Origin of the sequence: Stackebrandtia albiflava, assembly GCF_007994225.1 — a bacterium.
In the GTDB taxonomy this organism is placed as follows: Bacteria; Actinomycetota; Actinomycetes; order Mycobacteriales; family Micromonosporaceae; genus Stackebrandtia; species Stackebrandtia albiflava.
On the sequence record NZ_VLLL01000007.1, the window covers coordinates 374,503 to 389,132 of the forward strand.

Annotated in this window: 11 protein-coding genes; 4 read left to right on the forward strand and 7 right to left on the reverse strand. The window is 68.8% G+C overall.

The features are described 5' to 3' along the window. Positions 1 to 90: 90 nt before the first annotated feature. The 3 genes from LX16_RS20705 to LX16_RS20715 form a co-directional block, all read right to left on the reverse strand. Positions 91 to 432 (reverse strand): STAS domain-containing protein, encoded by a 342-nt coding sequence (locus LX16_RS20705; RefSeq protein WP_147141770.1) that lies wholly within the window; start codon positions 430 to 432, stop codon positions 91 to 93. Positions 433 to 579: 147 nt separating this feature from the next. Then, on the reverse strand, positions 580 to 1,140 hold the full coding sequence (locus LX16_RS20710; RefSeq protein ID WP_147141773.1) for a response regulator: 561 nt from the start codon (positions 1,138 to 1,140) through the stop codon (positions 580 to 582). Further along, positions 1,137 to 5,531 carry a HAMP domain-containing protein gene (locus LX16_RS20715; RefSeq protein WP_147141776.1) on the reverse strand — a complete coding sequence of 1,465 codons (4,395 nt, stop codon included), beginning with the start codon at positions 5,529 to 5,531 and terminating at the stop codon, positions 1,137 to 1,139. Before LX16_RS20715 ends, LX16_RS20710 begins: the two co-directional genes overlap by 4 nt. A gap of 113 nt (positions 5,532 to 5,644) precedes the next feature. Between LX16_RS20715 and LX16_RS20720 the strand changes: the two genes are divergently transcribed. Next, positions 5,645 to 7,654: a SpoIIE family protein phosphatase gene (locus tag LX16_RS20720; RefSeq protein WP_211354654.1), complete on the forward strand. Its 2,010-nt coding sequence runs from the start codon at positions 5,645 to 5,647 to the stop codon at positions 7,652 to 7,654. A gap of 173 nt (positions 7,655 to 7,827) precedes the next feature. After that, entirely contained in the window at positions 7,828 to 8,127 is a 300-nt protein-coding gene (locus LX16_RS20730) for a helix-turn-helix domain-containing protein (protein WP_147141782.1), read from the forward strand. 66 nt (positions 8,128 to 8,193) lie between these two features. Here LX16_RS20730 and LX16_RS20735 read toward each other — a convergent pair whose 3' ends face one another. Further along, on the reverse strand, positions 8,194 to 8,889 hold the full coding sequence (locus tag LX16_RS20735) for a DNA alkylation repair protein (RefSeq protein WP_211354655.1): 696 nt from the start codon (positions 8,887 to 8,889) through the stop codon (positions 8,194 to 8,196). Between the two features lie 138 nt (positions 8,890 to 9,027). Here LX16_RS20735 and LX16_RS20740 point away from each other — a divergent pair, with 138 nt between their 5' ends. Next, positions 9,028 to 11,091 carry a S9 family peptidase gene (locus LX16_RS20740; RefSeq protein WP_147141787.1) on the forward strand — a complete coding sequence of 688 codons (2,064 nt, stop codon included), beginning with the start codon at positions 9,028 to 9,030 and terminating at the stop codon, positions 11,089 to 11,091. Between the two features lie 47 nt (positions 11,092 to 11,138). Here LX16_RS20740 and LX16_RS20745 read toward each other — a convergent pair whose 3' ends face one another. Then, positions 11,139 to 11,708, reverse strand: coding sequence for a TetR/AcrR family transcriptional regulator (locus LX16_RS20745; RefSeq protein ID WP_147141790.1), 570 nt, complete (start codon positions 11,706 to 11,708; stop codon positions 11,139 to 11,141). 106 nt (positions 11,709 to 11,814) lie between these two features. Here LX16_RS20745 and LX16_RS20750 point away from each other — a divergent pair, with 106 nt between their 5' ends. After that, positions 11,815 to 12,963 carry an FAD-dependent oxidoreductase gene (locus LX16_RS20750; RefSeq protein WP_147141794.1) on the forward strand — a complete coding sequence of 383 codons (1,149 nt, stop codon included), beginning with the start codon at positions 11,815 to 11,817 and terminating at the stop codon, positions 12,961 to 12,963. A 249-nt stretch (positions 12,964 to 13,212) separates the two neighbouring features. Here the strand turns inward: LX16_RS20750 and LX16_RS20755 are convergent, their stop codons facing one another. Together LX16_RS20755 and LX16_RS20760 are read right to left on the reverse strand one after the other, a co-directional pair. Next, complete coding sequence (locus LX16_RS20755; RefSeq protein ID WP_147141797.1) at positions 13,213 to 13,521, reverse strand: putative quinol monooxygenase; 309 nt, start codon at positions 13,519 to 13,521, stop codon at positions 13,213 to 13,215. Between the two features lie 164 nt (positions 13,522 to 13,685). After that, positions 13,686 to 14,618, reverse strand: a complete 933-nt coding sequence (locus LX16_RS20760; protein ID WP_147141800.1) for a hypothetical protein — start codon at positions 14,616 to 14,618, stop codon at positions 13,686 to 13,688. Positions 14,619 to 14,630 lie beyond the last annotated feature (12 nt).

Consider the following 14,630-nt stretch of genomic DNA (forward strand, 5'->3'; position numbering starts at 1 on the left):
CGCCGCCGCACCGGGTTCGATCCGACGTCCGGCGTCGGCACGCGCGGTGGATCCGACACGCCGGTGTTGTCGCCCGGGGGGGGCGGCCGGTCAGTTCTTGTCGCCCGCGTTGTCGCCCGAGATGGTGAAGGCCTGATGCAGGCCGGTGACGTGCAGCAGCCGGTCCAGGAACTCGGTCAGGTTGTCCAGGACGAGGACGCTTCGCGACCTCGTCGCGGCACGGTTCAGCACGACGAGCGTGCCGAGCCCCTGAGAGTCGCAGAAGGTCACCTGGGACATGTCGAGGACCACGCGCAGCGGCTGCGCCTCCAGCGCGTTCTCCACCGCCGCCGTCAGGCGCGGTGCGGTTCCGATATCGATCTCACCGGCCAGCGTCACGACCGCTCTATCCGATTCGTGACGCACCGAAATCTCCAAATCCGGGCGTCCCACATCGCCAAGGGTAACCGAACTCCCCCGCCAACGATTTGACCGATCGGAAGGTTGCGTGAAAGTCGTGACACCCGGGGGTGCGCGACGGTCACCGCGGCCCGGTCGTAACGGGTCGGACGGGTTGCGGCGGGGTGGCGCGCCCGAGGGTCACTCCACCGCCTGGGCCAGCACCTCCAGTGCCTTGGCGACGTTCTCCGGCGGCTGGTCGCTGTTGCCCTCCCGCAGGATGCGGGTCGCCTCGGCGGCGAGCCCGCGCAGCCTGTCCCGTTCCGCCACTATGGACGCCATCCGCGCCACCTCCGACTTGGTGCGCTCCTTCATGCTCCACAGGTCGACGAATATCGACACCTTGGCGCGGAGCGCCCACGGATCGAACGGTTTGGTGATGTAGTCGACGGCCCCGGCGGCGTACCCGCGGAACGCCATGTGGGAGTCCTTGTCGGCGGCGGTCAGGAAGATGATCGGGGTGTGCCGGGTGGCCTCCCGCTGTTTGATGCGTTGCGCCGTCTCGAAGCCGTCCATGCCGGGCATCTGGGCGTCGAGCAGGATGACCGCGAACTCCTCGGTGAGGAGTTTCTTCAACGCCCCCTCCCCGGACGTGACCGCCACCGTGGACACCGGCATGCCCTGCATGATCGCCTCGAGGGCCACCAGGTTCTCCCGCCGGTCGTCGACCAGCAGCACCCTCGCCTGGCGTGTCCCGCTCATCCCGCGTCCTCCTGTCCGGCCGCGGCGTTGTCGCCGCCCGCGATCCAATATGCCATCAGGTCGAGGAGCTCATCGAGGTCGACCGGCTTGGTGACATAGGACGAGGCGCCCGCGTCGAAGCTGGCGTCCCGGTCGGCGGGCATCGCCTTCGCGGTCAGGAAGATCACCGGCAGGTCGGCGAACCTGGGGATGCGGCGGATCGCCCGGGTGGTCTCGTTGCCGTCCATGTCCGGCATCATCGCGTCCATCAGGACGATGTCGACGTCTTCGCGTTCGGTGAGGCGGGCGATGCCGTCGGCGCCGTTGTCGGCGTAGACGACGGTGATGCCGTGCATCTCCAGTGCGGCCGTCAACGCGAACACGTTCCGCACGTCGTCGTCGACGATCAGGACCGTGGAGCCCTCCAGTTCCGCCATGGCGGGGCGGTGGTCCTCGCTCGATCCGGAGCCGCCGCGCAGGATGGGGCGGTTCTGCCAGTCCCCGGAGTCGCCTTCGGCGGGTTCGGGCTCCGGCAGGGCCATCGGCAGGTCGCTGACGTTGAACGGTTCGGCGGCGAGCCGGTCGGGGACGTACAGCGTGAAGGTGCTGCCCTCTCCCTCGCGGGTGTCGATGGTGACGGTGCCGCCGAGCAGTTCCGCGTACGACTTGCTGATCGACAGGCCGAGCCCGGTGCCGCCGTACTTGCGGGCGGTGCCGCCGTCGGCCTGCTGGAACGGCTCGAAGATCAGCGTCAGCTTGTCGTCGGAGATGCCGATCCCGCTGTCGGTGACGGAGAACCCGTATACGCGTTCGGCGTTGTCGAGCGACGGGATGCCGAACATGACGTCCGAGGCGACCGTGTCGACCCGCAGTGACACCGACCCACCGGAGTCGGTGAACTTGACGGCGTTCGACAGCAGGTTCCGCAGCACCTGCTGGAGTTTCTGTGAGTCGGTGACGAACGTCGCCGGGGTGCCCGGCGCGATCTCGACGCTGAAGTCGAGGCCCTTCTCCTCTGCCTGCGGCCGGAAGTTCTGTTCGGCGTGCCCGAACAGTTCCGCGAACGACACCTCGTGCGGATCGACGTCCATCCGGCCCGCCTCGATCTTCGACAGGTCGAGGATGTCGTCGATGAGCGCCAGCAGGTCGGATCCGGCACTGTGGATGGTCTTGGCGAAGTCGATCTGCTTGTCGGTGAGGTTGGCCTCGGTGTTCTCGGCGAGCAGCCGCGCCAGCAGCAGCAGCGAGTTCAGCGGCGTCCGCAGCTCGTGGCTGATGTTGGCCAGGAACTCGCTCTTGTAGCGGGACGCCTGCGCGAGCTGTTCGGCCTTCTCCTCGAGCCCGATGCGGGCGTTCTCGACGTCCCGGTTCTTGATCTCGATCTCGCGGTTCTGGGCGCCGAGCTGCCGGGCGGTCTCCTCCAGTTCGTCGTTGGCGCGTTGCAGCTCGTAGGAGCGTTCTCGGATCTCGTCGGCCATCCGGCGGGACTCGGTGAGCAGCGCGTCCTGCCTGGCGTTGGCGGCGATGTTGTTCAACGCGGTGCCGATGTTGGTGCCGAGCCGTTCCAGGAAGGAGATGTGCAGCGGCGAGAACTTGTGGAACGACGCGAACTCGACGACGCCCAACGGCTCGCCCTCGAACTGGATGGGCATGATGACGACGTCGGCGGGCGTGGCCTCGCCCAGGCCCGAACGGATCGTGAGGTAGCCGTCGGGGATGTCGGTGACCCGGATGGTGTGGCGCGACGCCGCCGCCTGCCCGACGAGTCCCTCGCCGGGCGCGTACACGACCTCGGTGCCGGGTTGGGCGTAGCCGTACCAGCCGGTGAGGCTGAAGCGTTCGCTTCCGTCGCCCTTGGTCTCCTTGGTGAAGAAGGTGCCGGTCTGGGCTTCGACCAGCGGGGTCACCTCGTTCATGATCATGCGGCAGACCTCGCCGACCTCCCGCTGGCCCTGGAGGAGGCCGGACACCCGGGCGAGGTTGGAGTTCATCCAGTCGGCGTCGGCGTTCTTGGTGGTGGTCTCGCGCAGCGCCACGATCATCTGGTTGATGCTCTCGCGCAGTTCGGCGACCTCGCCGGCCGCTTCGACGTTGACCGACTGGGTGAGGTCGCCCTGCGCGACGGAGTCGGCGACCTGTGCGATCGACCGCAACTGGTTGGTGAGGGTGGTCGCCAGGCCGTTGACGTTGTCGGTGAGTGCCCGCCACGTGCCGGAGACGTCCTTGACCTCCGCCTGGCCGCCGAGGCGGCCCTCGGTGCCGACCTCGCGGGCGACCCTGGTGACCTCACCGGCGAAGCTGGACAACTGGTCGACCATCGTGTTGACGGTGTTCTTCAGTTCCAGGATCTCGCCCTGCGCGTCGACGGTGATCTTCTGGTTGAGGTCGCCCTGCTCCACGGCCTTGGTGACGGTGGCGATGTTGCGGACCTGCTCGGTGAGGTTCGACGCCATCGAGTTGACGTTGTCGGTGAGGTCCTTCCAGGTGCCGGAAACGCCCCGCACCTCCGCCTGACCGCCCAACTTCCCCTCGGTGCCGACCTCCCGGGCGACCCGGGTCACCTCGCCGGCGAAACTGGACAACTGGTCCACCATCGTGTTCATGGTGTTCTTCAACTGCAGGATCTCGCCCTGCGCGTCCACGGTGATGGTCTGGGACAGGTCGCCTTCGGCGACGGCGGTGGCGACGGTGGCGATGTTGCGGACCTGCTCGGTCAGGTTCGACGCCATCTGGTTGACGTTGTCCGTCAACTCCTTCCAGATGCCGGACGCCTCCCGGACGTTCGCCTGACCGCCCAGGCGGCCCTCGGTGCCGACCTCCCGGGCGACCCGGGTCACCTCGTCCGCGAACCGGGACAGCTGTTCCACCATGGTGTTCATGGTGTTCTTGAGTTCGTGGATCTCGCCCTGCGCGTCCACGGTGATCTTCTGCGACAGGTCGCCCAGCGCCACCGCGGTCGCGACGGCCGAGATGTTGCGGACCTGTTCGGTCAGGTTGAACGCCATGAGGTTGACGTTCTGGGTGAGGTCCTTCCAGATGCCGGAGACGCCGCTGACGTTGGCCTGACCGCCGAGGCGGCCCTGTGTGCCGACCTCCCGCGCCAACCGGTTGACCTCGTCACCGAAGCTGGACAACTGGTCGACCATCGTGTTGACGGTGTTCTTCAGCGCCGCGACCTCGCCCTGCGCGTCGACGGTGATCTTCTGCGACATGTCGCCCTGCGCGACGGCCTTCGTGACCGACGCGATGTTGCGGACCTGGTCGGTGAGGTTGCGGGCGAGCTGGTTGACGTTCTCGGTGAGGTCCCGCCACGTGCCGGACACCCCGTAGACCTGCGCCTGGCCGCCGAGGCGGCCCTCGGTGCCGACCTCGCGGGCGACCCGGGTCACCTCGCCGGCGAAGCTGGACAACTGGTCCACCATCGTGTTGACGGTGTTCTTCAACTCCAGGATCTCGCCCTGCGCGGCGACGGAGATCTTCTGCGACAGGTCGCCCTGCGCGACCGCGGTCGCGACCGTGGCGATGTTACGGACCTGCTCGGTCAGGTTCGACGCCATCGAGTTGACGTTCTCGGTGAGGTCCTTCCAGGTGCCCGCGACACCCGGCACCTCGGCCTGGCCGCCGAGTTTGCCCTCGGTGCCGACCTCCCGGGCGACCCGGGTGACCTCCCCCGCGAACACCTGGAGCGTGTTGGTGAGGGAGTTGATCGTGTCGGCGAGTTCGGCGACCTCCCCCTTGGCGTCGACGTCGACGGTCTGGTCGAGGTCACCGGCGGCGATCGCGTTGGTGACGCGGGCGATGGAGCGCACCTGGTTGGTCAGGTTCGACGCCATCGTGTTGACCGAGTCGGTGAGCGACCGCCAACGGCCCGAGACGCCCTGGATGTCGGCCTGGCCGCCCAGTTTCCCGTCGACGCCCACCTCACGTGCCACTCGGGTCACCTCGTCCGCGAACGCGGCGAGCAGGTCGACCATGCGGTTGACCGTCTCGGCGATGCCGCGGAACTCCCCCCGCAGCGGCCGCCCCTCGATCTCCAGGTGGGCGCGTTGCGCCAGGTCGCCCTCGGCGACGGCGTTCAGGACGCGGGCGATCTCGGAGGTGGGCCGGACCACGTCGTCTACCAGGCCGTTGACCGCTTCGGCACCGGTGCGCCACGAACCGTCGAGGTGTTCCACGTCGAGCCGTTCGTTGAGCCTGCCCTCCCGGCCCACGACCCGGCTGATCAACTGGAGTTCACGGGTGTGCCGGTCGGAGCGTTCGGCGAGGCCGTTGAACCGGTCGGCCACCAGCCCCGCGACACCCTCCCCGCGCGGCAGCCGGACCGTGAAGTCGCCGGCCTCCAGCTTGCGAAGTCCTTCGGCAAGTGACTCCAGCAGGGTGTCGTCGGTGACGGCCACCTGGGTGCCTGTCATGTCGTCCTCACAATTCGTCTCACCGGGGTCTCTTCGGCGTGATCACGGGATCACCCGTCGTGTTTTCCGCCCTCCCCCGCATCCCGGCTTCACCGGTGCGGGAGACTCAGGTGGTGTCTGTTCGTGCACGTAAACAGCTTCGACTGCCGGCTGATCACCGGTCGCCCGCCGCGGCACGCGCCGTGGTGCGTGAAGTCCTCGCCGAAGTGGGCCTGACGGACCTGCTGGACGAGGCGCTTCTGCTCACCACCGAGCTGGCCACCAACGGCGTCGTTCACGCCGGTACGGATATCGACGTCAACGTCGTGGCCGATGACTCCGGGGTCACAGTAACCGTAACCGACTATCGGTCCGGTCCGATAGAGCCGACGACGTTGACACCACCCGACGAGATGGCCGAACACGGCCGGGGCCTGCTCCTGGTGGACCAGTTCGCGTCGTCGTGGGGCACCAGCCACGACGCGTCCGGCAAGGGCGTGTGGTTCCGCCTCGACCGGCACGGGAAGTCGGCGGGCACCGCCGAGCGTGGCGCGGAGGAGCCGCCCCCGGTGGCGTCGGCGGAGGTGTCGGAGGAGGACGTGGAGGCGACCGCCCGCGCCGCGGAGCGCGTGTCGTGGCTGATCCACGTCAACGACGAGTTGCGGCAACGCCTGACGTTGACGCAGCTGTTGTCGGAGATGCTGCTGCGGCTGTGCGAGGTCGTGGGCGCCGCCGGTGGCGTGGTGTGGCTCGACGGCGGGGACGGCCCGGTGGCACTGGCGAGGCAGGGCACCACGGGCACGGCGCCGCCGGTGCGGGTGCCGTTGCCGTTGACGCTGCCGGACTCCGGGCACCTGGAGGTGTTCCCGGACCGGCCCGCGCCACCGTACTGGTTGTCGCTGGCGGCGTTGTCGGCCGACCGGATGGGCCTGGCCATCGAGACCGACCGGATCGCGCACACCGACCGGCGGCGCCGGAACTGGCTGACGTTCCTGGCCGAGGCCGGTGAACTGTTGGCGCAGTCGCTGGACGTCGATCTGACGTTGGCGCTGATTCCGCAGATCATGGTGCCTCGGCTGGGTGAGTGGTCCGCGGTGCACGTCATCGACGAGTGGAACGAGCTGAAGCTCGCCGCGGTGCTGCACACCGACGAGTCGAAACTCCCCAGGTTGAAGCAGTTGCTGGGCGGTGCGGGAGCCGCCCGGTTGGCGGAGGCGCGGTCGGGTGGCGCGGTGGTCCCGTTGCCGCCTCCCCTGGAGGGCGTGGTGGTGCCGTTGACGGCGCGCGGCCAGGTGTTGGGGACGTTGACGGTGGGACGGCCCGTCGACCGTACGCACACGCCCGACGACATAACGATCCTGGAGGACGCGGCGCGGCGGGCGGCGTTGGCGATCGACAACGCCCGGATCCACTCCGACCGGCATCAGATCGCGCAGGCGTTCCAGCAGGCGTTGTTGCCGTCGGCGCTGCCGGTGGCCGAGGGCGTCGGGTTCGCCGCCGAGTACGTTCCGGCGTCGACGGGCACCGACGTCGGCGGGGACTTCTACGACGTCGTGGAGCTGTCCGGTGGCCGGTTCAGCGTGTCGGTGGGCGACGTGTGCGGCAAGGGCGCGCAGGCGGCGGCCGTGACGGGACTGGTCCGGGACGTGCTGCGCGTGATGGCGCGGGACGAGCGGCCGTTGCCCCGCACCCTGGAGTTGTTGAACCACACACTGCTGGAGCAGCCCGAGGAGGGACGGTACGCGACCCTGGCGACGGCGTTGGCGGAACCGGACGGCGACGACCTCGCGGTGACGTTGTACCTGTCGGGCCACGAACGGCCGTTGCTGCTGCACGCCGACGGCCGGTGCGACTACGTGGGGAGCCTGGGAACGGCGGTGGGCCTGCTGCCGAACCTGGCGGTGAACCCGGCGCGGCTGTCGCTGCGGCCCGGTGACGCCCTGGTGTTCTACACCGACGGGGTGACGGAGCGGCGGCACGGGAACCAGTTGTTCGGGCACTCGGGGATCTGCCGGGCGTTGCGTCCGCTCGGTGGCTATCCGGCGAAGGTGATCGCGACGAAGCTGCGCACCGAGGTGCTGAACTTCTCCGACGAGGACCCCCGCGACGACATGGCGATCCTGGTACTGGCCAACGAGACCTGACGACTACGGAAGCATTTCGATTCGTTACTCGAATAGCATCGTCGCTATTGGATAACACCCGGCCGGCGGATAATTCTGCTGACGGTGTTCCGGAAGGCCCGGATGCGTGAGCGACGCGAGATCACGCGGGCACGCTGGGCCATGATCCGGTGCATGCGTGGTGGAGGAACAGGATGGCGACTGAGGAGAGTTGGCGTTCACTACGGAACCGACGCATGGCCGAACCGGGGGCGGCCGACGCTTATCGCGCAGCCGAGGTGGCATACGAACTGGGCGCGCAGGTTCATCGGCTCCGTATCGAGAATCGATGGACGCAGGAACAGCTCGCCGTCGCTGCCGGGATGACGCAATCGGCCGTGGCCAGGTTCGAGGCGGGGGCCGCGGTCCCGACGATCCCCGTTCTCGCCCGCCTTGCGAAGGCGTTGTCCACCGAACTGTCGGTGTCCTTCGTGGACCGGCCCAAGGCGGGTTAGTCGACGTCTCGCGCGACCGCCACGACGACATGGCGATCCTGGTACTGGCCAACGAGACCTGACGGGTCACCGCCGGGACAGGTAGTGGCGGCGTAGTTCCGGGGTCAGTCTCTCGACGGCGTAGCGCAGTGTGACGCGGGGCAGGCCGGGGAAGCGGTCGAGGAAGTCGCGCAGCCGGGATTCGTCGACGCGGCCGATCTCCCGCAGCGCCACCCCCACCGACTTGTTCACCAGCTCCTCCGGGTCGTCGCGCAGCCGTTCCGCCAGTGCGAGGGGGTCGTCGAGGTCGCCCTGCCGGATGATCCAGAACGCGGCGGTGATCGCGGTGCGGCGTTCCCACCGGTCGGTGGATTCCGCGAGCCGGAACAACGGGTCACGTGGCTTGTCCAGCAGGTACCCGCCGACCACCCTGGGCGCCGCCCGGTCCACCAGGTCCCAGTTGTCGATCCGGTCGTGCCGCCGCAGGTAGAGCTCGTAGCACAGGCGCCTCTCCTCGTCCGTGACGCGGCGGCGGCGCACCTTGAAGTCGAGGACGGCGACCGCTCCGACGCGGGCCTCGTAGTACCGGCTCTCCAGTAGGCGTTCCACCTCGGCCGGCGGCATCGCGACGTGGCGTTTCGCGGTGTCGAAGACGTCTCTCATGCGCAGGCCCATGAACAGCGTGTCCTCGCCGCCGTGGAAGTGCCGGGGTCTCTCGGCCCCGCCGTCCCGGCGTTCGTGCGTCGCCAGTTCCGTGATGAAGGCGTCTGCGGTGGTTTCCACGGTGTCCTCGCTCGGTGTGGTGGGCGCTGGGAACCGAACGGTACGCGCCGGGTGGGACGACGGTGTGACGGCACACGGGGTGCGGGAGCCGTGCGGCGGGCACCGTCCGGTCACGACATTGGCGGGTAGCCTGACCGGATGCAGAATCCACCGGTCGCGAAACGCGTCGACAGCCCCCGTACCCATCACGGCGACACCGTGAACGACCCGTATGCCTGGCTCCGTGACTCCGACAACCCCGAGACGATCGCCCACCTCAAGGCGGAGAACGAGTACACCGAAGGACTCACCGGTCATCTGGCCGGGCTGCGCGGCGAGATATTCGACGAGATAAAGAACCGCACCCAGGAGACCGACCTGTCCGTGCCGTTCCGCAAGGGCGGGTGGTGGTACTACACCCGGACCGTGGAGGGCCGGCAGTACGGCATCCACTGCCGGGTGAAGGCCGACGGCGACACGCCGCCGGAACTGGGTGACGGTTCGGCGTTGCCGGGCGAGGAGGTGTTGTTGGACGAGAACGCGCTCGCGGAGGGGCATGACTTCTTCTCGCTGGGCGTGTTCGACGTGTCATGCGACGGCAACCTGTTGGCCTACGCCGTGGACTTCGCGGGGAACGAACGGTTCACCCTGAAGTTCAAGGACCTGGGCACCGGCGTCGACCTGCCGGACGTCATCGAGGGCGTCTTCTACGGTGGCGCGTGGAGCCGTTCGGGCGACTACTTCTTCTACGCCACGGTCGACGAGACGTGGCGGCCGGACAAGATCTGGCGGCACCGGCTCGGCGACACCGGTGACGACCCGCTGGTCTACACCGAGACCGACGAACGCTTCTGGACCGGTATCGAGCTGTCCCGCAGTGAGGAGTACCTGTTCCTGGAGTCGCATTCGAAGGTGACGTCGGAGATCCGGTTCCTGGCCGCCGGCGACCCGACCGGCGAGTTCACCGTGATGGGACCGGGCCGCCGCACCGGCATCGAGGTCAGCGTCGACCACCAGGGTGACCGGTTCATCGTGCTGCACAACGACGGCGCGGAAAACTTCGTGCTCGGTTGGACGCCGGTGGACGACACGACCCGGTTCCACACCCTCATCGAACACCGCGACGACACCCGGCTGGAGGGCGCGGAGGCGTTCGCGGACCACATCGTGGTGCACCTGCGGTCGGAGGGACTGTCGGGGATCCGGATCCTCCCGAATGACGGCCCGGCGCGCGACATCCGGTTCGACGAGCCGGTGTACACGGCGCGCCCGACCACCAACCCCGAGTACCGGACGGGCATGCTGCGGCTGTCGTACCAGTCGCTGGTGACACCGGACTCGGTGTACGACTACGACATCGCGACTGGGGAACTGTTGCTGCGCAAGCAGAAGCCCGTGCTCGGCGGTTACCGTCCCGAGGACTACCGGCAGCAGCGCGACTGGGCGACGGCCGCGGACGGCACCCGGATCCCGATCTCGATCGTGCACCGCGCGGACGTGACCCCGGACGGTACGGCGCCCTGCCTGCTGTACGGCTACGGCAGCTACGAGACCAGCATCGACCCGTACTTCTCGGCCGTGCGGCTGTCGCTTCTGGACCGTGGCGTGGTGTACGCGATCGCCCACGTGCGCGGTGGTGGCGAGATGGGCCGCCACTGGTACGAGAACGGCAAGATGCTGCACAAGAAGAACACGTTCACCGACTTCGTCGCCTGTGCCGAGCACATGGTGTCGGCGGGCTGGTCGGCTCCGGACGGGCTCGTCGCACGCGGCGGATCCGCCGGTGGCCTGCTGATGGGCGCGGTCACGAACCTGGCCCCGGACCGGTTCGCGGGCGTGTGCGCGGAGGTGCCGTTCGTGGACGCCCTCAACACGATCCTCGACCCGTCGCTGCCGTTGACGGTCATCGAATGGGACGAGTGGGGCGACCCGCTGCACGACCCCGAGGTGTACCGGTACATGAAGTCGTACAGTCCGTACGAGAACGTCACCGCGACGGACTACCCGCCGATCCTGGCGGTCACCAGCCTCAACGACACGCGGGTGGGCTTCCACGAGCCCGCCAAGTGGGTCGCGAGGTTGCGGGCGGAGGCCACCGGCGGGCCGTTCCTGTTGAAGACGGAGATGGAGGCCGGGCACGGCGGCCGCTCCGGCAGGTACGACGCCTGGCACGAGGAGGCGTTCAACCTCGCCTGGATCCTGGACCGGATGGGCAAGGCGTAACACCACGGTCGGCGGGCCACCGGTGATCCGGTGGCCCGCCGTCGCGTTCAGGGGTGGGGCGCGGTCAGGTACCGCTGCACGGTCGGACCGACCCACGCGACCAGTTCCCGTTTCGGCATGTCCACCACGGGTGGGAAACACAGCACGTATCGGCACAACGCGACGCCGAGGATCTGGCTCGCGGCCAGCGCGGCCCGTGACGCGGCCTCCGCCGGGTCGGTGTGCAGGGCGGCGATGACGGGGACCAACTGTCCTGCGAAGACCTCTCGCATCCGGTCGGCGGCGGCCGGGTCGGTGGCTCCCCGGCGCAGCAACGCCATGAGTGTGTCGTCGCCGTCCCAACGTTCCACGAAGTGCTCCACCAGGGCCGCGCCGACGCGCTCGGGCGGCAGCGCCGACAGGTCGGGAAGCCGCAGTTCGAACTCGGCGGCGGCGGCGAACAGTCGCTCCTTGTTTCCGAAGTACCGCATGACCATGGAGGGGTCGATCTCGGCGTCGGCGGCGATGCGGCGGATCGTCGTCCGGTCGTAGCCGTGTCGGGAGAAGTGATCGCGCGCCGTGGCGAGGATGCGGGCGCGGGTCTCGGCGGATCTGGGTCTCACCTGCTCGGACGTCATGCCCACGAGTGTAGGCCAACACGTGTTGACATGCCGGGGGCGCGGTGCTACATTATGCCAACAAGCGTTGGCCAACAAATGTTGGCATACTGTGAGGAGCCTCGCCATGCATACCGCCACCGACGTCCTCGTAGTCGGCGCCGGCCCCACCGGCCTCACCGTCGCCGTGGGCCTGGCCCGGGCCGGCCATCACGTCACGATCATCGACCGCCAGGCCGAGGGCGACAACACCTCGCGCGCGGCGGTCGTCCACGCCCGCACCCTGGAGGTGTTGGAGCCCTTGGGCGTGTCGGACGCACTCGTCGCCCAGGGCATCGAGGCCCCCCGCTTCACGATCCGGGACCGAGACAGGACGCTGGTCCCGATCCGGTTCGACAACCTCCCCACCCGGTACCCGTACAGCCTGATGATCTCCCAGGCCGTCACCGAGCGAACGCTGCTCGAACGGTTCGGCGCGCTCGGCGGCGAGGTCCGGCGACCGGCGATTCTCACCGGTTACCGCCAGGAGGCCGACTCCGTCGTGGCCGAGCTGGACGACGGCGACACCATCACCGCGCGATACCTGGTCGGCGCCGACGGCATGCACAGCACCGTCCGGGACATCGCCGGGATCGGCTTCCCTGGCGACGCCTACGGTGAGTCGTTCGCGCTCGCCGACGTCGTCGTCTCCGGCGGGCTACCCGAGGACGAGGTGATCCTGTACTTCGCACCCGAGGGGACACTGGTGTCCGCCCCGCTGCCCGGCGGCGAGTTCCGGTTCGTCGCACCCGTGCCCGAGGCACCGTCCACGCCGGATGTCGCGTTCGTGCAGGAACTCCTCGACCGACGTGGACCGCGTTCGCACCGCGTGAAGGTGGAGCGGGTGCTGTGGGGGTCGAGGTTCCGGGTGCACCACCGCATCGCCGACACCTACCGGGACGGCCGGGTGCTCATCGCCGGGGACGCGGCCCACGTCCACAGCCCGGCCGGGGGGCAGGGGATGAACATCGGCATCCAGGACGCCGCGGTCCTGGCCGAGGCACTGTCCACGGTACTGAACGGTGGTCCGGAGAAGGTCCTGGACGAGTACGTCGACCGGCGACGACCGGTCGCCGCCGAGGTCATCACACTCGCCGACCGGCTCACCAGGATGGGTGTCGCCACCGGCCTGCGACGGCTCGTCCGCAACAACGTCCTGCGGGTGGTGTCGCTGAATCCCCGGTTCCGCCGGATGTTGGCAGACCGGCTGTCGGGGCTGGTCTACCGGGGACGCTGACGCCTCCGCATCGATCACCACGACCATGCCGACGGCAGTTGCCGGGGGTCGCGGAACTGTGACCGGGGCGGGTATCGGCCCTCCCCCACGGCGGGGCTCTCTCGGGGGCCTCCAACCTCCTCCCCGTTGGATACCAGCCTATCGGCGGGCACGCGTGACGGGTCAAGCCGTGACCGGCACCGGTTGTGGACGAACCACCGGTTGTGGATAATCTGATGTGGAGGGTTGAGCGGAGCCCTCGGGAGGCGGTCACACCGGCGCCCGCACGGACACGGGTGGACTGATCATCCGGCCGTGATACGCCTCCGGTGCCCCCGCGATCAGGTCACCGGCGCGGCGGGCGAAACCGGTCATGTGCGGGGTTTCCATGTGCGCCGCGAAGTCGGCGTCGCCGCGCCACACCTCGTACAGGAAGAACCGGCCGTCGTCCTCCTCGTGCAGGTGGTATTCGACGTTGCCGGGTTCCGCACGGGACGGTGCGACCAGTGACAGCAGCACCTCCCGCAGCTCCGAGCGCATGCCCGGTGCCGGGGTGACGAATCCGTAAAGGCTGTACATCGGGGTCCTCCTCCGAACTCGACCGATGGCGCGGGGCGCGCCGTACCCCGCCCAACGACCGATCCCGGCACCCGATTCCGGCCGCACCTGCGATACCGGGCACACCGACGGACCATCACCGATCCGTCGTGGACGGTGCCGACGGCGCCCACCTCCGCGCCCCATCACTCGAAGGCGAAGGCCACGGCCTCCCACTCGACCCAGCCGCAACCGGTCAGGCCGTCCCAGTCGACCAGGGCCGTCACGTAGCCGTTGTGCAGCTCCAGGTACTCGGCGGTCGGCGGGTCACCGACCGCGATCTCGACCGTGAACTCGCCCAGGTCCTCCAGCACGCCCTCGACCTCGGCTGCCCCCGGGACCGGCTGGACGAGGGCGGGCGTGACACCGGTGATGTCGACCAGCTCCAGGCCGGTACGGTCGGCGGCGGGCATGCCACCGGGGCACATCTCGGTCGCGGTGGTGAAGTCGGCGGTGTACTTGACGACCGGAACACCGTCCTCCACGGCGACCGGGACCGGACGGGACCGGACCGGTTCCGTCCGTTCGTCGTCGCACGTGTTCGCTTCGAATCGTTCGACCATGACACCGGCCGGAGCGACACGGTTCGACGGGCCGAACTCCCGCTCATCCGAGAATCCGGCGTTCACACAGTTCCACAACCATGCCGCGGGCCATTTCACCGTGACGACCTCGCCGTCGTCCCACAACCAGAAGTACACCGCCCGCCAGCTTCGGCTCTCGTCCGCCGGGTCGGTCCACTCCAGTACCGCGGCGGCGTCCCAGTCGTCGTCTCCGTCGAGGTCGGCGTACGTCGGTTCACCGGTCGCCCGCATGTACGGTCCGTCGATGCCGGACGGGTAGTACACGCCGCCGTTCAACCGCGCGGGATCGGTGGGTATTCCCTGGTCGAGCAGGTGGAACTCCGCCTCGTCGAGGCGGAACACCTGGTCGATGCCACTCGGCGGAGGCTCGGGCTCCGGCCATACCCACCACCCCACGAGGGCGACCAGGGCCATTGCGATCAGGACACGGAACACCACGGTCGAGGGCCGCAGTTCACGCCGCACGGTCTGCTCGGCGGTGGCTTCAACGGGCATGCGCGCCCCCGA